23 protein-coding genes are annotated in these 23,636 nt (G+C 35.9%); 10 read left to right on the forward strand and 13 right to left on the reverse strand.

The annotated features are described in order from the left end of the window. Positions 1-846: 846 nt before the first annotated feature. Positions 847-2,061 carry a tyrosine--tRNA ligase gene (gene tyrS / locus SKM54_RS11785; RefSeq protein WP_321095418.1) on the reverse strand — a complete coding sequence of 405 codons (1,215 nt, stop codon included), beginning with the start codon at positions 2,059-2,061 and terminating at the stop codon, positions 847-849. Between the two features lie 81 nt (positions 2,062-2,142). Here tyrS and SKM54_RS11790 point away from each other — a divergent pair, with 81 nt between their 5' ends. Continuing rightward, complete coding sequence (locus SKM54_RS11790) at positions 2,143-3,270, forward strand: anhydro-N-acetylmuramic acid kinase (RefSeq protein ID WP_321095419.1); 1,128 nt, start codon at positions 2,143-2,145, stop codon at positions 3,268-3,270. Between the two features lie 197 nt (positions 3,271-3,467). Here SKM54_RS11790 and SKM54_RS11795 read toward each other — a convergent pair whose 3' ends face one another. Continuing rightward, entirely contained in the window at positions 3,468-3,737 is a 270-nt protein-coding gene (locus SKM54_RS11795) for a monooxygenase (RefSeq protein WP_321095420.1), read from the reverse strand. 10 nt (positions 3,738-3,747) lie between these two features. Next, positions 3,748-4,491, reverse strand: coding sequence for a DsbA family protein (locus SKM54_RS11800; protein WP_321095421.1), 744 nt, complete (start codon positions 4,489-4,491; stop codon positions 3,748-3,750). A 107-nt stretch (positions 4,492-4,598) separates the two neighbouring features. Between SKM54_RS11800 and SKM54_RS11805 the strand changes: the two genes are divergently transcribed. Further along, positions 4,599-5,525 (forward strand): LysR family transcriptional regulator, encoded by a 927-nt coding sequence (locus SKM54_RS11805; RefSeq protein ID WP_321095422.1) that lies wholly within the window; start codon positions 4,599-4,601, stop codon positions 5,523-5,525. A 76-nt stretch (positions 5,526-5,601) separates the two neighbouring features. Here SKM54_RS11805 and erpA read toward each other — a convergent pair whose 3' ends face one another. Then, positions 5,602-5,937 carry an iron-sulfur cluster insertion protein ErpA gene (gene erpA / locus SKM54_RS11810; protein ID WP_154773008.1) on the reverse strand — a complete coding sequence of 112 codons (336 nt, stop codon included), beginning with the start codon at positions 5,935-5,937 and terminating at the stop codon, positions 5,602-5,604. Between the two features lie 309 nt (positions 5,938-6,246). Here erpA and SKM54_RS11815 point away from each other — a divergent pair, with 309 nt between their 5' ends. After that, a complete protein-coding gene (locus SKM54_RS11815) occupies positions 6,247-8,184 on the forward strand; it encodes an ATP-binding cassette domain-containing protein (protein WP_321090292.1) in 1,938 nt (645 codons plus the stop codon). A gap of 67 nt (positions 8,185-8,251) precedes the next feature. On the opposite strand, the gene SKM54_RS11820 is transcribed toward SKM54_RS11815, so the two are convergent. From SKM54_RS11820 to dnaA, 5 genes are all read right to left on the reverse strand, one after another. Beyond that, positions 8,252-8,614 (reverse strand): hypothetical protein, encoded by a 363-nt coding sequence (locus SKM54_RS11820; RefSeq protein WP_321095445.1) that lies wholly within the window; start codon positions 8,612-8,614, stop codon positions 8,252-8,254. A 154-nt stretch (positions 8,615-8,768) separates the two neighbouring features. Further along, positions 8,769-11,237: a DNA topoisomerase (ATP-hydrolyzing) subunit B gene (gene gyrB / locus SKM54_RS11825; RefSeq protein WP_154773006.1), complete on the reverse strand. Its 2,469-nt coding sequence runs from the start codon at positions 11,235-11,237 to the stop codon at positions 8,769-8,771. A gap of 43 nt (positions 11,238-11,280) precedes the next feature. Next, positions 11,281-12,363, reverse strand: coding sequence for a DNA replication/repair protein RecF (gene recF, locus SKM54_RS11830; RefSeq protein ID WP_321090294.1), 1,083 nt, complete (start codon positions 12,361-12,363; stop codon positions 11,281-11,283). 27 nt (positions 12,364-12,390) lie between these two features. Continuing rightward, on the reverse strand, positions 12,391-13,539 hold the full coding sequence (gene dnaN / locus SKM54_RS11835) for a DNA polymerase III subunit beta (protein ID WP_321095423.1): 1,149 nt from the start codon (positions 13,537-13,539) through the stop codon (positions 12,391-12,393). A gap of 106 nt (positions 13,540-13,645) precedes the next feature. Then, positions 13,646-15,019, reverse strand: a complete 1,374-nt coding sequence (dnaA, locus tag SKM54_RS11840; protein ID WP_321095424.1) for a chromosomal replication initiator protein DnaA — start codon at positions 15,017-15,019, stop codon at positions 13,646-13,648. A 656-nt stretch (positions 15,020-15,675) separates the two neighbouring features. On the opposite strand from dnaA, the gene rpmH reads away from it, so the two are divergent. From rpmH to mnmE, 5 genes are all read left to right on the forward strand, one after another. Continuing rightward, entirely contained in the window at positions 15,676-15,810 is a 135-nt protein-coding gene (gene rpmH, locus SKM54_RS11845) for a 50S ribosomal protein L34 (protein ID WP_000831329.1), read from the forward strand. Positions 15,811-15,839: 29 nt separating this feature from the next. After that, positions 15,840-16,232, forward strand: a complete 393-nt coding sequence (gene rnpA, locus SKM54_RS11850; protein WP_321090327.1) for a ribonuclease P protein component — start codon at positions 15,840-15,842, stop codon at positions 16,230-16,232. Positions 16,233-16,241: 9 nt separating this feature from the next. Beyond that, complete coding sequence (gene yidD / locus SKM54_RS11855) at positions 16,242-16,562, forward strand: membrane protein insertion efficiency factor YidD (protein ID WP_321090297.1); 321 nt, start codon at positions 16,242-16,244, stop codon at positions 16,560-16,562. 5 nt (positions 16,563-16,567) lie between these two features. Next, positions 16,568-18,334: a membrane protein insertase YidC gene (gene yidC / locus SKM54_RS11860; protein WP_321095425.1), complete on the forward strand. Its 1,767-nt coding sequence runs from the start codon at positions 16,568-16,570 to the stop codon at positions 18,332-18,334. Between the two features lie 92 nt (positions 18,335-18,426). Further along, entirely contained in the window at positions 18,427-19,782 is a 1,356-nt protein-coding gene (gene mnmE, locus SKM54_RS11865) for a tRNA uridine-5-carboxymethylaminomethyl(34) synthesis GTPase MnmE (RefSeq protein ID WP_321095426.1), read from the forward strand. A 36-nt stretch (positions 19,783-19,818) separates the two neighbouring features. Here the strand turns inward: mnmE and SKM54_RS11870 are convergent, their stop codons facing one another. Both SKM54_RS11870 and SKM54_RS11875 read right to left on the reverse strand, forming a co-directional pair. After that, positions 19,819-20,247 carry an Sbal_3080 family lipoprotein gene (locus SKM54_RS11870; RefSeq protein WP_321090301.1) on the reverse strand — a complete coding sequence of 143 codons (429 nt, stop codon included), beginning with the start codon at positions 20,245-20,247 and terminating at the stop codon, positions 19,819-19,821. 45 nt (positions 20,248-20,292) lie between these two features. Continuing rightward, a complete protein-coding gene (locus tag SKM54_RS11875; RefSeq protein WP_321088612.1) occupies positions 20,293-20,559 on the reverse strand; it encodes a metal/formaldehyde-sensitive transcriptional repressor in 267 nt (88 codons plus the stop codon). A gap of 55 nt (positions 20,560-20,614) precedes the next feature. On the opposite strand from SKM54_RS11875, the gene dmeF reads away from it, so the two are divergent. Together dmeF and SKM54_RS11885 are read left to right on the forward strand one after the other, a co-directional pair. Next, the gene (gene dmeF, locus SKM54_RS11880; protein ID WP_321095427.1) at positions 20,615-21,610 is read left to right on the forward strand and encodes a CDF family Co(II)/Ni(II) efflux transporter DmeF; all 996 of its coding nucleotides are present in this window, start codon (positions 20,615-20,617) and stop codon (positions 21,608-21,610) included. Between the two features lie 115 nt (positions 21,611-21,725). Further along, entirely contained in the window at positions 21,726-22,421 is a 696-nt protein-coding gene (locus SKM54_RS11885; RefSeq protein WP_154772996.1) for a DsbC family protein, read from the forward strand. A 53-nt stretch (positions 22,422-22,474) separates the two neighbouring features. Here SKM54_RS11885 and SKM54_RS11890 read toward each other — a convergent pair whose 3' ends face one another. Beyond that, positions 22,475-22,726, reverse strand: a complete 252-nt coding sequence (locus SKM54_RS11890) for a GlsB/YeaQ/YmgE family stress response membrane protein (protein WP_154772995.1) — start codon at positions 22,724-22,726, stop codon at positions 22,475-22,477. Between the two features lie 172 nt (positions 22,727-22,898). Next, positions 22,899-23,426 carry a hypoxanthine phosphoribosyltransferase gene (gene hpt / locus SKM54_RS11895; protein WP_154772994.1) on the reverse strand — a complete coding sequence of 176 codons (528 nt, stop codon included), beginning with the start codon at positions 23,424-23,426 and terminating at the stop codon, positions 22,899-22,901. Between the last annotated feature and the right edge of the window lie 210 nt (positions 23,427-23,636).

The raw sequence follows: 23,636 nt of genomic DNA on the forward strand, positions 1-23,636 counted from the left end.
CAATAAACTTAACAACTCAGCACTTCGTGCTTCGTTCGTTTCCGTCTATCTCGTCGGTATGGGTGCATTCTAGAGGATTCCTGAAGCTTTGCAACCCCTATTTAGCAATATTTTTCACGTATGTATTATTTTTCGGCAAAAACTAGCAATATTCGTTTTTTTAAGCTATTTATTGAACGTTTCAGGCAAAAAAATGATTTTATTTTGAATTTTATTTTCTTCTTATTTGTTATTTCCTACATTATTTTTCCGTTTACCACCCGTTCTTTTTAAATTTTTTAGTCATTTTCAAAATCTTTTCCAAATATTCAGCCAAAAAATCCATTTACCTATATATAGGAAGCATTATTGATATATCTTTATGAAATTACTTTTATATAGATAAGATTTATGACGTCTGTAATTGCTTTTAATTTTTGCAATTCAGAATTTGAGATAATTACTCATCGTTAAGTAGCTTAAAGATAGAAAATAGTAGACAGATAAGTTAAATCTTAAATTTTGGACAAAAAAAAGAAAGAGATCTCTCCCAAAATCTCTCCCTATAGTTGAATCGGTTTAGGATTCATTCTGTTATTGTTGTAGTTATTGGTAAAACTCTCATCAAAAAAATCAAACTAAATATTTGTAAAATATATGTTTATATTAAATATTTGCACTATATACATATATTCCTAAATATCTAGAGCTTAAACACCCCTTTAATGAAAATCAATATCTTTAGGTAAATTTAAGTGTCTTTTTTATAAGGTTTTTTTGAAGTTACTTATTTAATATTCAGATATAAAAAAAGCAGACATTTAGTCTGCTTTGTTTTCAATAACTTAAATAACACTACAGTGTGTCTTAGTCTGTGAATGTTACTTTCGCAATTGCCTTTTTACTTGCTTGAATAATTAAAGTAACATTTTCTTTTACAGAGAATGTTGTATCAACTGTTTGCCAATCGACTTTAACAGCACCACGACCTAATGCATCTTTTGCTTGTGCAGCATTTTTAGTTAAGCCTGCTTCACGTAAAATTGAAGTGATAAACATCTCACCACCAAATTCACCGCGTGAAATTGTTACTTCTGGTGTACCTTCTGGTAATTCACCTTCTGTAATTAAGTTACCTGCACCTTTATGTGCATTTGAAGCAGCTTCTTCACCATGGAAACGCTCTACCAATTCAAGCGCAAGAATCTTTTTCACATCTTGTGGATTGCGACCTTCTGCAACCTCTTTTAATAACTGCTGAATTTCTTCAACAGATTTAAAGCTCAATAAATCAAAATAGCGCTCAATTAAAGAATCTGGCATTGAAAGTACTTTTTGATACATTGCGCCCGGTGCATCAAACACACCAATATAGTTACCTAAAGATTTAGACATTTTATTTACGCCATCTAAACCTTCAAGAATTGGCACAGTAATACATACTTGTGCTTCTTGGTTGTAACGACCTTGAAGCGTACGACCCATTAATAAGTTAAAGGTTTGGTCTGTACCACCAAGTTCAACGTCTGCTTCCAACGCAATAGAGTCATAACCTTGTACCAATGGATACAAAAATTCATGAATTGCGATTGGCTGATGGTTGTTATAACGCTTTGTAAAGTCATCACGTTCTAACATACGCGCAACAGTTTGTTGTGATGCTAGTTGAATTAAATCTGCCGCAGATTTTTTTGCAAACCATTCAGAGTTAAAAACAACTTTTGTTTTATTTGGATCAAGAATTTTAAAAACTTGTTCTTGATAAGTTTTGGCATTTTCTAAAACTTGTTCACGTGACAATGGCGGACGCGTAGCGCTTTTCCCAGTCGGGTCACCAATCATCGCAGTATAGTCACCAATTAAGAACAATACTTCATGACCTAAATCTTGAAATACTTTTAACTTATTAATAAGTACAGTATGACCCAAGTGAAGGTCTGGAGCTGTAGGATCAAAACCCGCCTTAACTTTTAAAGGACGGTTCTCTTTAAGTTTCTTTAACAGATCCTCTTCAGAGATAATTTCATGAGTGCCTCGTTGGATGAGGGCAAGTTGTTCTTCAGCTGGCAGGAAATTTGACATCACAAAACCCAAATACGTCAGTTATTCAATTTGTGCGATATACTAACATTTTTTCAGCACATTGCAGGCTTAAGAATCATCATGACAGCGATCTATATTGGGGTAATGACCGGCACAAGTATGGATGGTGTCGATATTGTTGCTGCTTCTTTTGATCCATTGCAGCTACATGCCACCCTTACACTACCATTTGACCCAGATTTACGTGATGAACTGATGGCACTAACGCTGCCCGATGACAACGAAATTGACCGCATGGGAAAAGCAGATGTAGCACTTGCAAACATGATTGGTACTGGAATTAATACCTTAATTGAGCAAAATAATTTAGATAGAACAAAAATCAAAGCAATTGGTTCGCATGGACAAACTATTCGCCACAGACCAGAACATGGTTTTACCTTGCAAATTGGCGATCCGAACATCATTACAGAAATCACAAAAATTCCTGTCATTTCAGATTTTCGACGTCGAGATATGGCAGCAGGCGGTCAAGGTGCACCTTTAGTTCCTGCATTTCACCAAGATATTTTCCAACATGACAGCATCCACCGCGTAATTTTAAATTTAGGTGGAATTGCCAATGTCAGCATGTTACCTGCGGGTAAACCTGAAGATGTTTTTGGGTTCGATACTGGGCCTGCAAATATTTTAATGGATGCATGGTGCCATAGATATACAGGCCAACCATACGATGAAAATGGCAATTGGGCAGCTTATGGCACAGCTATTCGTAGCTTATTAGACCGTTTACAAGCACATGAATTTTTCTCTAAAGAACCGCCAAAAAGTACAGGTCGTGAAGACTTTAATTTGGAATGGTTAGATGAACAAATTTTAGACTGGCGTAGCGACCTTGAATATAATGAACTAGAAGATACCCCAGAAAATATTCAAGCAACGCTAATGAAGTTAACCACTCGTGCAATTAAAAAAGCGATTTATCGTTCAGATATGAAAACTGGCGAAGTTTATGTGTGTGGTGGCGGTGCTTATAACTCACATTTATTAGAACAACTTCGTTGGCGTTTACGTAAACATGAATGGACGGTTCAAACCACAGCAGACTTAGGACTAAGCCCAACTTGGGTAGAGGCAACTGCTTTTGCATGGCTAGCAATGCGTTTTATCAATCAATTAAATGGCAACTTACCAAGCGTAACAGGAGCTAAAGGTTATCGTGTTCTTGGAACAATAACTGCTGTCTAAATCTATTAAAGCTCGTATCATTAATGTGATATGAGCTTTAAATAATAACAAACTTAAAAACACAATTAAGCTCAATACTTAACCAAAAAGTTCCACTTGGAACTTTCTCTACACCAGAAGCATATTCAATTCATAACCCATAAGTTTGAATTACCCTACTTTCATTAAATAGGTGCTCTGTTTAACTGAGATAATTGCTAATTTACATGAAAAATTTTATAACGAATTTGATGTATTCCATTTTCATTTAATCTCTTTTCATGTTTTTCAATATAATTCTGAGCATCTACAGGATTGGTAAACAAATAGATTCCACCTGCCTCTTTTAAACTTTGATTTTCTGTCCAAACTTTCCAAATCAATCCTTTTTCCAAAGCAATTGAATCTGCCAAAGGTTTCATTGCTTGTTCCATATCGGAGCCCCAAGGCCCCTCATATGGAAAATCTACTTGTAAAATATACGCCATTTTATTGTCTTTATTTAACCTGTTCAATTTTAGAATTTGCTGTTTCTATTGCCTGATTAATTGTTTCAATTTGCATGTAACCACTACCAATTGGCGTCACTTGATTGCCAACACGTAATGCAAAGCTTGGAAAACCTTTAATATTCCAACTTCTATTTAATAAAAACTCTTCATGAGTTTTGTCTTTCGCCACTTCAGATTCAAAAAGTTGAGAGAATTTTTCGAAATCAATATGATGTTCAATACAAATAGATTGATAAAAATCTAATGCTGCTGGATCTTCACCGCCCACATAAAATTTATGCTGAATGGCAGAAAAGAATTCTAATAATTTTTCATCATTGTCATCTATACCTTGCCACAAATCACGAGCAACAACCACAGCACGACACGATGGTTCAGTATCATAATTAAATTGTTCACGATCTAATATTTTAAAGCTAAAAGGCTGATTTGTAGCTTGTTGAATATTCGCCCACTCTTTACGTAAAAAACGTTTAAGCGTTTCATTCCATTCATCTCCACCACCAGGGCGTAAACCACCCACAATTGCAGAAAATTGAATCCCTTTTCCTAAAGCAAATGCACGTGCTTCTTTCACAACATTAGATGAACCCCAACACCATGAACACATTGGATCACCAATATAAATTAATGCCATATCATGCAAATATTCTTTTGCCTGTTGTGGTTTTTTAGGCATTAATTCGCCAACACTACAAGTACCTGTTTCAATATCACAGTTTAAAGCCATGAGAAATTTCCTTCATATTTAGTTTGTTTATTGGTCAATACAAATGACCGTTTGACATAACTTAACTGTTCTATAATGATGTGAATAGACAATAAAAATGAAAGGTCGTGTTCGAAAATATGAACAGCTTACCCTACTCTATAGATGACCTATATTGGTTTGTATTAATTGCAGAAGCTGGAAGTTTATCTGCTGCTTCAAAAAGATATGATATTCCGAAATCGACTTTATCAAATCGGCTTTCACGCCTTGAAAGTATTTTGGAAATTAAACTCTTAAACCGAAATACAAATGCATCTTCACTTACAGATGCGGGAAAGTTATTTTTAAAAGAAATTTCACCCATTTTTCAGCAAATCGAAACTATTACTAGTGATTTATCTAATTTAGAAATAGAGCCTAAAGGTAGAATTCGCATAGCGGCTTCAGGAACTTTTGGAAAATTGGTGATTTTGCCACTTATTTCTGAGTTTCTTCGTGAATACCCACAAATAGAAATTGATATAGACCTAAATGATAAAAAGGTAGATTTAATTGCCGAAGGTTTCGATTTTGCAATTCGTATTGGTCATTTAGCCGACTCAAATTTATATGCACAGCATGTAGGTACGGTTAGACGTATTTTATGTGCAAGCTCACAATATGCAGAACTATATGGAGTTCCGAATGAACCTGAGCAACTTCAAACTTACAGATTAATTTCACATAATAGAAGCTTAAATAAAATTAAACTCTTTCAAGCACAACAAACAAAGCATATTCAAATTCACAGTCGTTTAACGGTTACGCCATCTGAACATGCACTTACAGCAGTAGAATCTAACTTAGGAATTGCTGCGGTTGCTGAAATTCAAGTTGCGACCTTACTTAAACAAAAGAAATTAATACACATTTTTCCTGAGTGGCACTTATCTCAAGAAGATGTTTTTATTGTTACGCCAAGTCGGCAATACAGAACACTCGCGTTAAGATTGTGTTTGGATTTTCTTAAAAATAGAATTCCAGAACAAATAGATTCTTTAAAAATAAATTAAATGAAATATTGAGTTTTTCTTGCAATAAAAAAGCCCTCATTTGAGGGCTTTTAAAATTTCATATATCTATTTTATTTTAAATAGAGAAAGAAGAACCACAACCACATGTTGTTGTTGCATTTGGGTTTTGAACCACAAAGCGAGAACCTTCTAAACCTTCTAAATAATCTACAACAGAACCTACTAAATATTGGTAGCTCAATGAATCTACAAGCATTTTCACATCGCCATTTACGAATTCGGCATCATCTTCATTTTGGCTTTCTGCAAAGTTAAAACCGTAAGAGAAACCAGAACAACCACCACCCGTTACATAAACACGTAGCATTAAGTCTTGGTTCCCTTCACTGTCACGCAATTGGCGTACTTTATTTGCAGCGTTATCAGATAGCTCAAGTGCTTGGGCAGTCATGTGGGATTCCTCAATACAATTCAAACGTCTTTAAATAAAAGACTATGGGTTAAGTATAACATAGACAATATATGGTCAGTTATCTGCGATTCAATGTTAATTCAGACTATTTTCATCAGAATTATACTATTTAATTTTAAAGGGGTTTAATTTTCACATTATTTTTATAAAGATATATTTATATTCACCACTCATTAAAACATAAACCAATGAAATCATTAGCTTTATAAAATTATTGATTGTTCTTTTTCTTTTATCTCCTGCATCCATTAGAATAAGCCATCTTTTCGCTTATGTTCAATTTTATTCATGATTCAGTTAGACCAACTTTCTATACGTCGTAGTGGGCGTGTTTTATTTCAAAAAGCATCCATGCAACTACATCCAGGTTGGAAAATTGGCTTAACAGGCGTGAATGGTGCTGGTAAGTCGACATTATTTTCTGCACTGCTGGGCGGTATAGAATCAGATAGTGGTTCACTTACGCGTCCTGCTGTTTGGACAGTTGCACATATGGCACAAGAAATTAAAGCTTTAGATATGAAAGCAATTGATTTTGTTCTTTCTGGCGATGAAGAATTTTGGGAAATTCAAAATAAATTAGACCATCCTGAAAGTTTAAATGATGATGAACTTGCTCATTTATATGGTCGTTTTGATGAAATTGATGGTTATTCTGCACCATCTAAAGCATCTCAACTTATGGCTGGTTTAGGCTTTTTTGAACATCAATCTCAACTTGATGTTTCGAGCTTTTCTGGTGGTTGGCGTATGCGTTTGAACCTTGCTCGTACGCTTATGAGCCGTTCAGACTTATTATTACTTGATGAACCAACAAACCATTTAGATTTAGACGCAATTTTATGGCTTGAAGATTGGTTAAAAGCTTATGAAGGTACACTTGTTCTAATTTCACATGACCGTGATTTCTTAGATGCAATTACCGATCATATTTTACACATTGAAAATCAAGAACTTATTCTTTACACGGGTAACTATTCAACATTTGAACGTACCCGTAGTGAACGTTTAGCACAACAACAACAAGCTTATGAAAAGCAGCTTGAAACACGTGCACATTTGCAAAAGTATATTGACCGCTTTAAAGCTCAAGCAACCAAAGCAAAACAAGCACAGAGCCGTATTAAACAACTTGAACGTATGCAGGAATTATCTGCTGCGCATGTAGATACACCATTTACGTTCTCGTTCCGTGAACCTACAAAAATGAGTTCGCCTTTACTTGAACTTGAAAATGCAGATATCGGTTATGGCGACAAACTGATTGTAACCAATGTAAATTTACAAATTACACCAACAAGCCGAATTGGTTTATTGGGTATGAATGGTGCAGGTAAATCGACTTTAATTAAATCACTTGTAGGTGATTTAAAGCTTATGCAAGGTAAGCGTAAAGACTCTGAATTACTTAACATTGGCTACTTTGCACAGCACCAAATGGATGCTTTAGATGGTAATGCAAGTCCAATGTTACAGCTTGCGCGTATTGCAGATAAAAAAATCAGCGAAGCATCTTTACGTTCATTCTTAGGTAGCTTTGGTTTTAGTGGCGAACGCATGGATACACCAAGTGAAAGCTTCTCTGGTGGTGAACGTGCACGTTTGGCATTGGCTTTAATTGTATGGCAACGCCCTAACGTATTAATTCTAGACGAACCAACAAACCATTTAGATTTAGATATGCGTCATGCATTAACAATGGCTCTTCAAGACTATGAAGGTGCTGTTGTTCTTGTTTCACATGAACGTCAATTAGTGGCAAGTGTTTGCGATGAGCTAATTTTAGTTCATGGCGGTGTAAGTCGTGAATTTGAAGGTGACTTAGTCGCGTATGCAGATTGGTTACGTCAAGCACGTATCGACATGATGAAAAACGGTCAAAAGCCTGCTGCACCTGTTAAATCTCAAGTTGAAGTAAAACCAACTCTGTCAAAACTTGATAAAGAAGGTCAACGTAAAGAAGCAGCTCGTCGTCGTGAATTAGGCAGACCTATTCGTAAAAATATTGAAAAAAATGAAGCTGTTGTTGCAAAAATTCAGCCTCGTTTAGTCGAAATTGAAAACTTGCTTGGCGATACAGCTTTATACGAAGCAGGTCGTAAAGATGACTTGTTAAAGCTTATGAATGAGCAAACAGAATTGAAAGCTAAGCTTGAAACTGCTGAAGAACTCATTTTGGAATTAATGATGGAATTAGAAGAGTTAGAAAATTCTTTTGATGATTAAGATTTATTAATTCTTCAAAAAACCGCAAAGTAAATTAACCTACTTTGCGGTTTTTTTATTTCTAAAATTAACTCTCTTCAAGTTTCTTCTTTAAAAATCTTAATTCTGTGATTTTCCATCGTCCATCAAAAATCCAATTTTCCTGAATCATCGTTTTTCCTTGCTCCAGTCCAAGTAAAACCGTGCATTGATTAAGGTCATTGTTATATTCGAACTCTTCAAACTCTACATCTGGATTACGTGGCTTCCACACTCCATTTTGCACAGCATGCGCAATACGTTCATATCTCACTGAATTAGTTTCAATACGACCATCTTGCTCATAAATAACTTTAAAATTTTCATCTTCATATTGTGCCAATACCTCATAATTTCCTGTAAAAAAGGCATTGATCCAAGCATCACGACTTTGTTCTAATAAATAATTCACGTTATATTCCACCTGTTATTCAGGATTTCTTTTCATCCATCATCATTATGTTGTTTAAATAAGTCAATTTTATAAAAGTACATTTTTTAATTATTTTGTATTTTTAATAAGACATAAAAAAAGCATCCCGTAGGATGCTTTTTAAAGATATCAATTACGCATCAACATCTGCATTTAATGCATTTTCTTCAATGAATTTACGACGAGGTTCCACATCATCACCCATTAAACAAGAGAACATACGGTCAGCTTCAATAGCATCTTCAATTGTCACTTGCAGCATATGACGATTTTCAGGATCCATTGTTGTTTCCCAAAGCTGTTCTGCGTTCATCTCTCCAAGACCTTTGTAGCGCTGAATCATCATGCCACGACGCGAGTCTTGAATAATATTTTGCCAAACTTGATGGAAGCTAGATACAGGAATCTTGCGCTCACCTTTTTGTAAGTAAGCACCCTCTTCAAGTAATGTGAACCAACTTTTCGAGTTTTTCAATAAACGCGCATATTCACCTGAACCCAATAAACCAGCATCTAATAAATATGAATGCGGTAAATTATGAACGTAAATGGTAATACGTGGGAAATATGTCGTGAATTTAGTACCGTCAGCATTTTCTTTTTCAAATGCTTCTAGCGTTAATTCTGGGCGCAAACTTGGTTGAGTCGTTTCAATATGTTGACGAAGCGTCTCAGCCCATTGTTGAACATAAGCTTCATCATTCGTTTGATCAAGCTTAAATGCTTCAATTGCCAATAAACCATCAAGTAAAGTTGCTGGATAACGTAAAGTTAAACGCTGCAAGCTCTTTTGCGATGTTTGATAATCTGCAATAACGCGTGCTAAAGCTTCACCACGAATAGCAGGTGCTTCTGCACTTACATGCAATTCAAGCTCATCAATTGCATTTGAAATTAAATAAGTTTCAAGCGCATCATTATCTTTAAGATATTGTTCTTGCTTACCTTTTTTCAATTTATAAAGCGGTGGTTGTGCAATATAAATATAACCACGTTCCACAAGTTCAGGCATTTGACGGAAGAAGAAAGTCAATAGTAGCGTACGAATGTGCGAACCATCGACGTCGGCATCGGTCATAATAATTATTTTGTGATAACGCAATTTGTCAGGATTATATTCTTCACGTCCAATACCACAACCTAATGCAGTAATAAGCGTACCCACTTCTTGAGATGAAATCATCTTATCGAAACGCGCACGTTCTACGTTTAGAATTTTACCTTTAAGAGGCAAAATTGCTTGCATCTTACGGTTACGACCTTGCTTTGCTGAGCCGCCCGCAGAGTCACCTTCGACTAAGTAAAGTTCAGATAAAGCTGGATCTTTCTCTTGGCAATCTGCCAATTTACCAGGAAGACCTGCAATATCTAATGCACTTTTACGACGTGTCATTTCACGTGCTTTACGTGCAGCATCACGTGCACGTGCAGCATCAATAATTTTCCCAGCAATTGATTTAGCAGCTTGAGGATTCTCTAAAAGATATTCAGAGAATGACTTATTCATTGCTTGTTCAACAGCTGTTTTTACTTCACTCGAAACAAGTTTCTCTTTCGTTTGAGAAGAGAATTTTGGATCTGGCACTTTAACAGAAACAATTGCAGTTAAGCCTTCACGTGCATCATCACCTGAAACAACAACTTTTTCTTTCTTCAGGATATTTTCGCTATCCATGTAGTTGTTTAAACCACGTGTTAACGCAGCACGGAAACCGGCTAAGTGAGTACCACCATCTTTTTGAGGGATGTTGTTAGTAAAGCAACGAACATTTTCTTGATATGTATCATTCCATTGCAATGCAACTTCAACGCCAATGCCGTTTTCTGCTTGTGTTGTAAAATGGAAGATTTCATTTAGATGTGTTTTGCCTTGGTTAATATATTTAACAAACTCGGACAAACCACCTTCGTAGTCATACACATTTTCAAGATTGACACGTTCATCACGTAAAACAATTCGAACGCCTGCGTTTAAGAACGACAGTTCACGTAAACGACGCGCTAAAATATCAACATTAAAAATTGTTTGGCTAAAAGTTTCTGCACTTGGATAGAAACGTACAGTAGTTCCTGAAGTTTCAGTTGTACCTGTTTCACGTAGTTTATAAACTGGGTCACCATGGCAATATTCTTGTTCGTAGGTTTTACCCGCACGACGAATATTTAAAAGCAATTTTTCAGATAAAGCGTTTACAACTGAAACACCTACACCATGTAAACCGCCAGAAACTTTATAGCTATTATCATCAAATTTACCACCAGCATGCAGAATTGTTAAAATAACCTCTGCTGCCGAAACACCTTCTTCAGGGTGAATGTCGGTAGGAATACCACGACCATTATCAGATACAGAAACAGATTCATCTTCATGAATAGTGACTAAAATCTCATCACAGTGACCTGCTAAAGCTTCGTCGATAGAGTTATCTACGACTTCAAACACCATATGGTGTAAGCCTGTTCCATCGTCTGTATCACCAATATACATGCCTGGACGCTTACGTACTGCGTCTAGACCACGTAATACCTTGATGCTAGAGGAATCATAAGCCTTTTCAGTGGTTTGTTCTGTTTGAGAAGCAGCTTGATCTTCTGAACTCATGGTTTCTCCCTAGTGAAAAATAGGTTTATCCAAACTTGGAAAATTATTGCACAACAACTTGAACTGTACCGTTTTCAACATTGAATAACTGATATGAGATAGACAAATCATGTAAGTGCTTTTGTACTGATTCATGGTCTAATGTGGTAATAAAAACTTGACTACCAAGTTGGCTCAATCGCTCAATTAAACGTTGTTGTGCGGTTAAATCTAATTCTGCTGTCAGATCATCTAATAATACCACAGTTTCCCTATTGCAATCATGTAGCATTGCAATCTGCGATAGCTTTAGTGCCATAACAAGTAATTTTTTTTGTCCACGTGATAATACATTATCTGCATCTCCTGTTGGAGTTTTTAAACGCAAATCTGCTTTATGTGGACCAAACTCTGTGTAGCCTCGTTCGACATCTTTATAATGATAATTTGTGAGATCGTTTAACAATCCTGTGTCTGCACGAAAGCCTGCTACATATTCCAGTTCAATATTTAAATTGGGTAATAAAGCCTGTAAATCTTGCGCAAAATATTGCTTCCACTTCTCAACCACTCCCACTCGCTGACTATGTAAAATTTCACCATATTCACTGAGCATCAAGTTCCATGGCTCTAAGTCAGTAAGGGTTAAACGTCTATTTGCTTTTAATAAACTGTTCCGTTGTTTCAGTGCCCGAGAGTAATATTGCCACGCATGATAAAACTCAGGTTCCACGTGGAACATCATCCAATCTAATAATTGTCTTCTTGGTTTTGCACCATAGTCAATAATATCTGAACTTTGCGGATCTATATGCTGTAAAGGTAGTATTTTTGCAAGCTGACCTTGAGTTGCAACATTATCACCATTTACTTTTATAATTTGTTCGCCACTTATCAGTTTTTGCATCCCTATTTTTTCAGTTAGAGATTGTGCAAATACGATGGCATCTTGCGTATTATTTTGAATATAGTTTTTTGGAATATGTGTTCGAAATGAACGTCCTGTTGCCAACAAATGTATGGCTTCTAAAACAGATGTTTTCCCTGAACCATTTTGCCCATAAAAGACATTAAACGGCTGCAACTCTTGGAGTGCAACCGCTTTTAAGTTGCGAACACGTTCTATGTTTAAACGCGTGATATGCATAATTGAATCTGAATAAAATTCTGCAAATTAAACACGCATTGGCATAACAACATAAGTTTGATCTTGTTGCGTTGGATCTTGTACCAATACAGATTGATTCGCTTCAGTCATGGTAATAGAAACATCATCACCATCTAAAACGCTTAATACTTCAATTAAATATTGCGCGTTAAAAGACATTTCTAAAGATGCATCAGCGTACTGAATTGCTAAATCTTCAATTGCTTCATCTTGCTCTGGGTTATTCGCACGAAGCTGCAATGAATCTGCGTTGAAGTTTAAGAACACACCACGTAGTTTTTCATTACTTAAAATTGCTACACGTTGAAGTGATTGTTTAAATACATCATGTGCAATCATTACAACTTTGTCGCCACCACGTGGAATTACACGACGGTAATCAGGGAATTTACCATCAATTAATTTAGTCGTGAAACGAACAGTAATATCACCTTGTTCTTTGTCACGGTTTGCAATTGTGATGGTCACATTAAGTAATTCACGACCAATTAACAAAGATAATTGCTCATCTTCAACACTTAATAAACGCTGTAATTCACCTACTGCCTTACGTGGAACAATCGCTTGAACAGCTTGTGTCGCTGTAGATGTTGCCGCAGTTTCACACAATGCTAAACGGTGACCATCAGTCGTAACAGCACGAAGTTGTGTTTGATCGATTTCTAACAATGTACCTGTTAAATAAAAACGTACATCTTGAACTGCCATTGCAAATGCAGTTTTTTCAAATAGACGTTTTAATTCACGCTGAGTTACAGAAACTTCTGTGCCTTGTACATTTTCAGTTGCTAAAAGCGGATAATCTTCTGCTGGTAAAGTTCCTAATACAAAACGACTATTTCCAGATTTTAAAATGCAACGTTGATCTTCAGTAATTTGAAAGTCAATTAAAGCCGCTGTTGGTAATGATTTACAAATATCTACCAATTTACGTGCAGGAACTGTCGTTTCACCCACTTGTAAACATGCACCTTCCGCTAATGGCATGCTTGCAACAAGCTCAACTTCTAAGTCAGAACCTGTAATCGTTAATAATTCATTAGTTACTTGAATTTTCACATTAGACAGAATGTTTAAAGTATGGCGACGCTCTACCGCTCCAACAACATGTGATAGAACATTCAATAGACTTTCTTTGGCGATTTTCAAACGCACGATTCATTCCTCTAACAACTGAAGATTAATAATAAATAAATTTTTTAGTAGTCTACTATGCGGTAGAAAATACCGCATTGCAAGAACATAATTTGAACAGTTTTAATCAACTTTGCAACAAGCGTTGCAAGTTTTTATAGTCTTCATTAAAGATCGGATCTTCTTCACGTAAGCTTTGCACTTTTTCACATGCATGCATCACTGTACTGTGATCTCGACCACCAAAAGCCATCCCAATTTCAGGGAAACTATCACCTGTTAATTCACGTGCCAAACCCATTGCCAATTGGCGCGGGCGTGCATAAATTCGTGTACGTTTTGGACCAATCATTTCTTTCAACGGAATTCTGAAATATTCACTTACGACACGCTGAATATTTTCAGTACTGATTGTACGCGCACGAATTGCTAAAACATCCTTTAAAGATTCACGAACGACTTCTAAATCGATTGGAGTCCCTTTAAAACGTGAAATAGCCACAACTTTATTTAAAGCACCTTCAAGCTCACGAACGTTCGCAACAACTTGTTGAGCAATAAATAAAGCACAGTTGCGTGGTAAATCAACATCGTTACTTTCAGCTTTTTTCAACAAAATTTCGATACGAGTTTCAATATCTGGTGGTTCAACACCTACAGATAAGCCCCATGAAAAACGCGAAACTAAACGTGGATCTAATTCTGTTAATTCTTTTGGATAACGATCTGAAGTCAAAATAATTTGCTTAGATTCATCTAACAATGCATTAAACGTATAAAAGAACTCAACAAGGCTTGCTTCTTTACCCGCCAGTAAATGAATATCATCAACCAGCAATAAATCTAAAGAACGACAATTCTTTTTAAATTCTTCTACTTTTCCTTGCTGTAATGACTTTACGAAATCTTGGACAAAACTTTCGGCAGTCATATACATCACACGTGCATTTGGCTTAGCTTGCAATAAAGCATTCCCTACCGCTTGCATTAAGTGTGTTTTACCTAAACCCGTAGGTCCATATAAAAATAAAGGATTGTGTTGAGATGCACCCGGCTGAGTTAAAACCTTACGGCATGTTTCGGCAGCCATTTGGTTTGAACGACCTTCTACAAATAAAGAAAAAGTAAATAACGGATTAAGTAAGCGTTTGCGGCTATTTTTATGTCCTAATTCTTCTTTCTCTTTTTTCAGTTTAATAACTGGTGCTATTTCTAAAGCAGCAGTTGTTGTTGCAGGTTGTTCACTTGCAGATAAAATAGCACCAGGTCGTGAATCAACTAAAATTTCAACTTTACACACACGCCCTTCAGACAGTTGTTCAGCCAAAATAGAAATTAATTCCAAGTGATGTTCTTGAATATAACGCGTCCAATATGGATTAGGTGCGTACAAACGCAATGTATCGTTTAATTCTTCTGCAATTAAAGGACGAATCCACATTGTAAAGACATTACCCGATAACTCTTGTCTTAAACGAGTTAAGCAGTCTGTCCAAAGCATGCGAACCCCCTGTTCGTTACATAATATGATGTATTAAAAATATTCAAGACCGCAAAAGCGGGTCGCCATTCTAACGAAGTTATCCACATCTGTCATGGCAAATTAAAGCTCATTTGTACAAAAAAGCGTAAAACAAGCAAATAAATTTAAATTCTTTCACCTGTGGATAAGATAATAAATAAGGTGTGGATAAAATATATCACAAAGTTATCCACAAAGTATTCTTTTTATTAGAACATAAATATCCACAATATAAACAACTGTTTTTATAATGAAAAAATATGATTTCCACAGAAATAATCAACACTAATAATAATAAATTTAAATTTATAAATTTGAATTTAATAATAAGAGTCCTTAATTTTGTGGTTATATTTTTAAATTTATTTAAATTCAAATTTAAAACTAAAACAATTAAGTTAGCTTAATTGAATTAAAAAGTAATTTGTTGATAAATATGTTGTTAAGTTTTAAATATTTATTTAAATTAGTAGGTTAAGTTGTTAATAAGTATATTTTAAAAATATATTCTATAAAAGACTTAATTTTAAAAAAAGACATCATTTTTGTTACAAGTAGCGTTTTTCATTGACAGCTCAAGCAATGAGCACTAAAATCGCGAACCTTCATAGCAAGATCATTTTTGGAGTTTCAATATGAAACGTACATTCCAACCATCTGAATTAAAGCGTAAGCGCGTTCATGGTTTCCGTGCTCGTATGGCTACTAAAGCTGGTCGTCAAGTATTAGCTCGCCGTCGTGCAAAAGGTCGTCATAGCTTAACTGTTTAATCAGTTAAGTTATTATAACCTTGGGTGTTATAACAAAACTTTATAGCTTCAGCACAGAGGTTCGATTACGCTGTGCTGCAGATTATAAAGGTGTGTTTGATGGTGCGCTTTTTAAAGTGCATCAGCCCCATTTCTTATTTTTAGCAAAACGTTCCGAATTGCCTAACAGCCGTTTGGGTATTGTTGTTGCTAAAAAGAAAGTGCGTCGTGCACATGAAAGAAATAGAGTAAAACGTCTTGCTCGCGAAAGTTTTCGCCTGCATCAACAGCAATTAGATGATTTAGATATTGTTGTTATGCCTAAATCAGGTATTGATACAATTCCAAACGCTGAATTGCATCAGCAATTACAAAGTGCTTGGCAAAAACTGCAACGCCTTGCCAAAAAGCATTCAAAAATAGTTCCATCCCCACAAAAGTAGAGATGGCCAATGGTTCGTTTACTGCATTGGTTTATTCGTTTCTATCAGATTGCGCTTAGTCCTTTATTAGGACCTCGCTGTCGTTATATTCCCACTTGTTCTCAATATTCATTGGAAGCAGTCCATACACATGGTGCTGTGCGTGGTGTGTGGCTGGCGACTAGACGTATTTGTCGTTGTCATCCCTGGGGAGGATCGGGTTATGACCCTGTCCCTCCAAAGGTAATTCGTTTTATTTCATTTCAGCAAATAGATTCTCAAACGCTTCACGTTGTTGTACCCTTTCGTGATCGTTTAATGAACCAAAATCACTCTAACCACTTGGGGTAATTGATATGCAACAATGGGCCAGGATTGCCATTCTAGGAGCTATGTTCGTTGTCGCATATTTGCTCATTTTGGCTTGGCAAAAAGATTATGGACACGTAGAACCTAAAGTACAGCAAGAAGCTGTCGCTGTTTCTAAAGATGTGTCCGCAGACTTGCCAAATGGTCAAACGGCTACAGCAACGACTGATGTGCCGCTAGCAAATATTGCAACTACGCAACAGACTACCGATGCCACAGCACCTGTAAGTCAACAACTTATTTCAGTACAAACTGACCTTTACCACCTTTGGATTAATCCTAAAGGCGGTGATATTGTTCGTATTGAATTACTCAATCATGACAAAAATAAAGACAGTGATGATCCTTTTGTAATGCTTGAGAGTGATGCAAAACGTACTTATGTCGCACAATCTGGTTTAATTGGTCTAAATGGTCCAGATAGTAGTCGTAATGGTCGTCCTGTATATGAGTTTGAAAAAACAACTTATAGCTTAGCCGACGCTAAAGCGACACAAGATAAAGATGGAAAAGCAGTTAAAGTTTTAACTGTTCCAATGGTATACAAAACAACTGATGGTATTGAAATTATCAAAACCTTCACGTTTAAAGAAGGTAATTACCCAGTTGTTGTTAATCATAAAGTGATTAACCGCAGTGCAGGCGCTTGGCAAGGTCAAATGTTTGGTCAGCTTAAGCGTGATAACTCAGAAGATCCAGGTAAGTCTGACCAAGGTATATTTACTTTAGGAACATTCTTAGGTGGAGCTTGGGGTACGCCTGATGAGCACTACAATAAACTTAAATTTGCTAACTTTAGTGAAGAAAAGTTAAGTGTAGATGCGAAAGATGCTTGGGTTGCTATGGTTCAGCATTACTTTGTAAGTGCTTGGATTCCTGGTGATATCAAGTTAACACAAGGTGAAGGTCAAGCTTTCACAGCAAAATTAGAATCTCGTAAATCTGCTGATGATATGAACATCATTGGTTTTACATCTCCGACAATCACAGTTCCTGCTGGCACTGTTGCTGAGGTAGATGCGACATTCTATTCAGGTCCTAAAATTCAATCTGAATTGAAAGATTTGGCTGTTGGTTTAAACCAAACTGTAGATTACGGTTGGTTGTGGCCAATTGCTAAACTTCTATTCTTAGGTTTGCAATTCTTCCACGGAATTGTTGGAAACTGGGGTTGGTCAATTATTTTATTGACGATTCTTGTTAAACTTATTCTTTGGCCTTTATCGTCTAAGAGCTACCGCTCAATGGCGAAAATGCGTGTGATTGCACCAGAAATGCAACGCATGAAAGAAGAGTTTGGTGAAGACCGCATGCGTTTCTCTCAAGAAATGATGGCGCTTTACAAACGTGAACAAGTAAACCCGCTTTCTGGTTGTTTACCATTATTGCTTCAAATGCCAATCTTCCTTGCGTTGTATTGGGTATTGATGGAATCTGTTGAGCTTCGCCATGCACCATGGTTAGCTTGGATTCAAGATTTATCGGCAATGGATCCATGGTTTATTCTTCCATTATTAATGGGTGTAACCATGTATGTTCAGCAAAGTTTAAACCCTCAGCCTGCAGATCCTATGCAAGCGAAAGTATTTAAATTTATGCCAATTATCTTCACTGTATTTATGTTGTTCTTCCCAGCAGGTCTTGTACTTTACTGGATCTGTAACAACAGTATTACGATTTTACAGCAAGGTTTAATCAACAAATCTGTTGAAAAAGACCGTATAAAACGTGAAGAAGCGAACGCAGCAAAGTAAGACTTGCTGAATAGCTGAATAAATCCGCTTAAGATGGTAATCTTAGGCGGATTTTTATTTGTATGTACTTTTAGATTTTTTAGGTGAATTTTATGCAAAACCGAACCACTATTGCTGCTATTGCCACACCACCAGGTCGTGGTGGTGTCGGGGTGATTCGCCTATCGGGTCCAAAAGCGTATGAAATTGCAGAAGCACTAACAAAAAAAGCATTAGACCAAGCACGTTATGCTGGTTTTCGTAAGTTTTACGATGCAAATAATGAAGTGATGGATGAAGGTTTAGCAATTTGCTTTCCAAATCCACACTCATTTACTGGTGAAGATGTTGTTGAGTTACAAGGTCATGGTGGTCCTGTGATTCAAAATGCACTTTTAGGACGCTTATTTGAGCTTGGTGCTGTTGCTGCTAAAGCTGGTGAGTTTTCTATGCGTGCCTTTGAAAATGGCAAACTAGATTTAGTTCAAGCAGAAGCTATTGCAGATTTAATCGATGCAACATCACAAGCTGCTGCACGCTCAGCTGTTCGTTCTTTGCAAGGTGCATTTTCAACAAAAGTAAATGCGGTTTTAGAACAACTCATTCATTTGCGTTTACACGTTGAAGCTGCAATTGATTTTCCTGAAGAAGAAATTGATTTCCTAGCTGACGGCAAAATTTTAAACCTGTTAGATGGTGTTACTAATGCGGTAACTGCTGTTCAACAATCTGCGCGTCAGGGGCAATTGCTACGTGAAGGTTTGCAAGTTGTTATTGCGGGGAAACCGAATGCAGGTAAATCTTCATTATTAAATGCTTTGGCGGGCATTGAGCGTGCCATTGTGACGGATATTGCAGGAACAACACGTGATGTTTTACACGAAAAAATTACTTTAAATGGTTTGCCAATTACCTTAACCGATACCGCGGGTTTACGTGAAACAGGCGATATTGTTGAGAAAGAAGGTATTCGTCGTGCGATTAAAGAAATTGAACAAGCGGATTTATTATTGCTTGTTTATGACTTGAGCCAAGGTGAAGATCCACTTGCTCTGGCTCAAGAATATTTTGCAGATCATATTGAGCCAAAGCGGTTAATGTTGATTGGTAATAAGTTTGATTTAACAGGAAAAAGCGCTGAAATTTTAGATTATCAAGGTTTCCGTCATATAACTGTGTCTGCGAAACAAGAAACAGGTGTTCAATCGCTCATAGATGCGATTACAGCGCATGCAGGCTTCCAACCTGAAGAAGATACATTCATTGCAAGAACACGTCATTTAGACGCAATGAAGCGCACTCAGGAGTATTTAGCAGAAGCACGTGAGCAACTTGTGGTTTATAACGCAGGTGAATTGGTCGCAGAGTCACTTCGTTTAGCGCAAAATGCCTTAGGTGAAATTACGGGTGATTTTAGTGCAGATGATTTATTAGGAAAGATCTTCGGATCGTTCTGTATTGGAAAGTAATTCGATATTTTAAAAGCCCTCAAATGAGGGCTTTTTTTATTTTAGTAATTCATCAACTAATTCATTTACTTTGGTTTCAGTAGAACGCCATTTATTCAATGCTAAACCACCTTTGCCTTTTAAATGGAACGTTGCTTCAGAAACTTGCTGATTATGTTGGTAGAGCACAAATTTTGCTGAACTTAGGTATGTTGTCATATCCCAACTTCTTAAAGCGGTATAAGTCATTGTGACATCGCAAAATAAAGGTTTAGATTGTTCAGGATAAACCTCAGCTCGAATATTGTATCTAGCTAGACTTCTTACAATCATATTTTCAAAATCACCGATGGTAACTCTTGCATTTTTTATAATGCAAATGTGTTTGATATTCTTTGTTTGAAATCCTTGCGTATTATTAACTTGAATAGACGTACAAGCGCTGAGTGATATTAAAAGCCCGAAGATTAAGATCCGTTTTAGCATTATTCCCCCTGATATTATAATTAAGAAAAACAATACTATATCAGACTACCCATACCGCTTTAATAATTTTAAAAACTCAGTTAACTCTTCTTCATTGACTTGTTCAGCATCGGCTAAAACATGATGACGCAAATGCGCTTCAGTTAATTCATTCATTAAACCATTTACAGCACCTTTAATTGCTGCAACCTGTTGCAAAACATCAATACAGCCCGTTTCTGGTTCACTTAAAGATGTTTCAACCGCCTTAAGTTGTCCTTGTAAACGCTTTACACGGTTTAAAATTTTCTTATCTTGATGTAGATGACTCACACAAAACTCCAAAAAATAAATATACTATAGGGGAGTATATTATTCCCCTATCATTATGCAAAATTTTCAATCTAAAAGAATACATTCACATCAATTTGATGAAGGAAATCCATTAGCTCAAAAGCGAATTTTAATCGCGACAATTTTAACGGCAATTATGATGCTGTTAGAAGTCATTGGAGGGTGGATTTTTAATTCCATGGCTTTACTTGCCGATGGATGGCATATGAGCTCACATATGCTTGCATTGGGTTTAGCTTATTTTGCTTACAGAGCAGCAAGACACTATGCAAAAGATTCTAGATTTTGTTTTGGTACATGGAAAATCGAAATTTTAGCGGGTTATAGCAGTGCAATTTTATTGATGGTCGTTGCTGTTTTTATGGCTGTACAATCTGTGATTAGAATTATAAATCCTATTGAAATTCATTATAACGAAGCTATTCCAATTGCGATTTTAGGTTTAATGATCAACCTTATTTGTGCTTGGTTACTTCATGATGGCGACCATCACCATCACCATCACCATCACCATCACCATCACCATCACCATCACCATCACCATCACCATCACCATCACCATCACTCGCATGAGCATTCACATAATCATGCTCAGGAAAATGATCATCATGATTTAAACCAAAAAGCTGCCTTTTTGCATGTGGTTTCAGATGCTGTGACCTCTGTATTTGCAATTGTTGCATTAATCGCAGGTAAGTATATGGGATGGGATTTTCTTGATGCTTTATTGGGTATTGTAGGTTCAATTCTTGTGGCTAAATGGGCTTTAGGATTAATGAAAGAAGCTGGAAAAACATTATTAGATGCTGAAATGGATCACCCTGTTGTAGATGAAATTAGACAAGTGATTGATGAATTATCTGTTAATTTAAATATTACAGATATTCATGTTTGGAAAGTGGCTAAAGGTAAGTTTTCTTGTATTTTATCTTTAGAAACCAATGAAAACTTAACAGCAGATGATGTTCGTCATGCGCTTTCAGTTCATGATGAAATTGTACACATCTCAGTTGAAATTAATAAAATATAAGTTGTTTCACGTGGAACAATTTATAGTGTTTGTGGTTTGAGTTAAAGAAAATCAAACACTTTTGTAAAGTGAAAAGCGTAGAATTAAGGCAATTTAATAAATGTGAAAATTTAAAATGAAAAAAGCCATACTTATAGCAACAGCATTTATGTCTACGTTTGCATTTGCAAATGTAGAAACAGTAAAAACAAATTTGGCTAAAAATAATCCCGATGTGAATATTCAAAATATTCAAGTTACAGAAATGAAAGGAATTTACAGCGGTTCATTAAATGGGCAAGTTGTTTATTTAAATGATGATGCTCAACATATTCTTGCTGGTTCAATGGTTCGTTTGAAAGATAAGCAAAATTTAACTAAAAGTTTGTTGGTTCAGCAGAATTCACTAGATTGGAATAAACTTCCATTTAATGATGCAATTAAAATAGTTAAGGGAAATGGTAAACGTCAAATTGCGGTATTTACAGACCCAAACTGCCCTTTCTGTAAGCAGTTAGAAGCAGAACTTAAAAAGCTAGATAATGTCACAATCAATACTTTTATTTTGGCATTTAAACCACAATCTGTTGCACCATCTAAGAAAATTTTCTGTGAGAAAAATCCTGCACAAGCATGGGATGATTTAATTTCAAAAGGCTATGAGCCAACAGGTCAAAAGACCTGTGAAAACCCAATTGATCGTAACCTTTCTTTGGCACGTACTTTGGGAATTAGTGGTACACCGACCATTATTTTCTCGAATGGATTCAAAGTTTCAGGTGCATATCCTGCTGAACAAATTGAACAAATTTTTAAAGAATTTGGTTTATAAGTTAAGTTTAAAGCTAAAAAAGCACCGAATTCGGTGCTTTTTTATTCATTAATTTACGACTTTTTCGCAATTAAATTATAAATAAATAGAATGATAATTGCGCCAATAATAGAAGCAATAAAGCCTGCACTAGACCCTTCTGGGTATAAGCCAAGGAAACGTCCGCCGTATGTTGCAAGTAATGAGCCTGCAATACCTAATGCAGCGGTAACAAAAAAACCTGCCTTATCTTCACCAGGGTGAATAGCACGAGCAATTAAGCCTGCAACAAAACCAATAACAATCGCAACGATGAGTGACCACATAATGAATCTCCTTGTTATTTATCTTTGTATTATAAAAACTTGTAAATCTATCATTAAATAAAAAACGTGAAGAGGAAAGAAAAGTTTGGCTAAAAGTTGTTGGTTTTTTGTTCTTTAATTTTTTTATGAAAATAAAAAAAGTGGCTTACGCCACTTTTTAAAATGAAACTGATTAAAGACCAATTTCACCAATAAATGGAAGATGGCGATATTTTTGATCGTAATCTAAGCCATAACCAACAATGAATTTGTCTTCTACTTCAAAGCCTAAAAATTTAACTTCTAAATCAATTTCACGGCGTGAAGGCTTGCTCACTAAAGTACAAAGCTCAATTGAATTAGGCTCACGTGTACTTAAAATTTCTAAAACTTTGCTTAAGGTATTACCTGAGTCGATAATATCTTCAACAACAAGAATGTCTTTACCACGAATTTCGCCGTCTAAATCTTTCAAAATTTTAACGTCTTTTGAAGATACGGTTCCACCGCCATAACTTGATACCGTCATAAAATCTAGTTCGTGTGGTTTTGTGATTGCGCGGCATAAATCTGACATGAAAATTACAGAACCACGTAATAAACCTACAAGTACTAATTCTTTGTCACTGTTTGCGTAGTGTGCATCAATAATTGCACCAAGCTCTTTAACTTTAGCTTGGATTTCTTCTGTGGAAATCATTACGCTCATTTGAACGGTCATGGGTAGATACCTAAAGAAAAAAGTTAAAAATAAAAAAGGCGTTGACCAGCAACACCTCATATTATCTTAATTTTAATACATCTTAGAATGAGATGCATCCCTTTTGCCTGTTTAGAATGTAATCATTGTTTTTCAAATTGTGAAATATCCCCAAAATGAAATAGAACAATGGGTCAATTTTATTCAACAGACAAAAGATGAAAGACATTC

Source organism: Acinetobacter faecalis (assembly GCF_034187745.1).
Classification (GTDB): Bacteria; Pseudomonadota; Gammaproteobacteria; order Pseudomonadales; family Moraxellaceae; genus Acinetobacter; species Acinetobacter faecalis.

What these genes read in the sequence shown, in the direction of transcription:
- SKM54_RS11890 (WP_154772995.1), bottom strand. Translation starts at nt 22,726, where the DNA reads ATGTGGTCACTCATCGTTGCGATTGTTATTGGTTTTGTTGCAGGCTTA.
- SKM54_RS11800 (WP_321095421.1), bottom strand. Translation starts at nt 4,491, where the DNA reads ATGGCTTTAAACTGTGATATTGAAACAGGTACTTGTAGTGTTGGCGAA.
- erpA (WP_154773008.1), bottom strand. Translation starts at nt 5,937, where the DNA reads ATGACTGCCCAAGCACTTGAGCTATCTGATAACGCTGCAAATAAAGTA.
- dmeF (WP_321095427.1), top strand. Translation starts at nt 20,615, where the DNA reads ATGCAAAATTTTCAATCTAAAAGAATACATTCACATCAATTTGATGAA.
- SKM54_RS11795 (WP_321095420.1), bottom strand. Translation starts at nt 3,737, where the DNA reads ATGGCGTATATTTTACAAGTAGATTTTCCATATGAGGGGCCTTGGGGC.
- SKM54_RS11870 (WP_321090301.1), bottom strand. Translation starts at nt 20,247, where the DNA reads ATGCTAAAACGGATCTTAATCTTCGGGCTTTTAATATCACTCAGCGCT.
- mnmE (WP_321095426.1), top strand. Translation starts at nt 18,427, where the DNA reads ATGCAAAACCGAACCACTATTGCTGCTATTGCCACACCACCAGGTCGT.
- gyrB (WP_154773006.1), bottom strand. Translation starts at nt 11,237, where the DNA reads ATGAGTTCAGAAGATCAAGCTGCTTCTCAAACAGAACAAACCACTGAA.
- yidC (WP_321095425.1), top strand. Translation starts at nt 16,568, where the DNA reads ATGCAACAATGGGCCAGGATTGCCATTCTAGGAGCTATGTTCGTTGTC.
- rpmH (WP_000831329.1), top strand. Translation starts at nt 15,676, where the DNA reads ATGAAACGTACATTCCAACCATCTGAATTAAAGCGTAAGCGCGTTCAT.
- tyrS (WP_321095418.1), bottom strand. Translation starts at nt 2,061, where the DNA reads ATGTCAAATTTCCTGCCAGCTGAAGAACAACTTGCCCTCATCCAACGA.
- SKM54_RS11815 (WP_321090292.1), top strand. Translation starts at nt 6,247, where the DNA reads ATGATTCAGTTAGACCAACTTTCTATACGTCGTAGTGGGCGTGTTTTA.
- SKM54_RS11790 (WP_321095419.1), top strand. Translation starts at nt 2,143, where the DNA reads ATGACAGCGATCTATATTGGGGTAATGACCGGCACAAGTATGGATGGT.
- yidD (WP_321090297.1), top strand. Translation starts at nt 16,242, where the DNA reads ATGGTTCGTTTACTGCATTGGTTTATTCGTTTCTATCAGATTGCGCTT.
- hpt (WP_154772994.1), bottom strand. Translation starts at nt 23,426, where the DNA reads ATGACCGTTCAAATGAGCGTAATGATTTCCACAGAAGAAATCCAAGCT.
- dnaA (WP_321095424.1), bottom strand. Translation starts at nt 15,019, where the DNA reads ATGCTTTGGACAGACTGCTTAACTCGTTTAAGACAAGAGTTATCGGGT.
- SKM54_RS11885 (WP_154772996.1), top strand. Translation starts at nt 21,726, where the DNA reads ATGAAAAAAGCCATACTTATAGCAACAGCATTTATGTCTACGTTTGCA.
- recF (WP_321090294.1), bottom strand. Translation starts at nt 12,363, where the DNA reads ATGCATATCACGCGTTTAAACATAGAACGTGTTCGCAACTTAAAAGCG.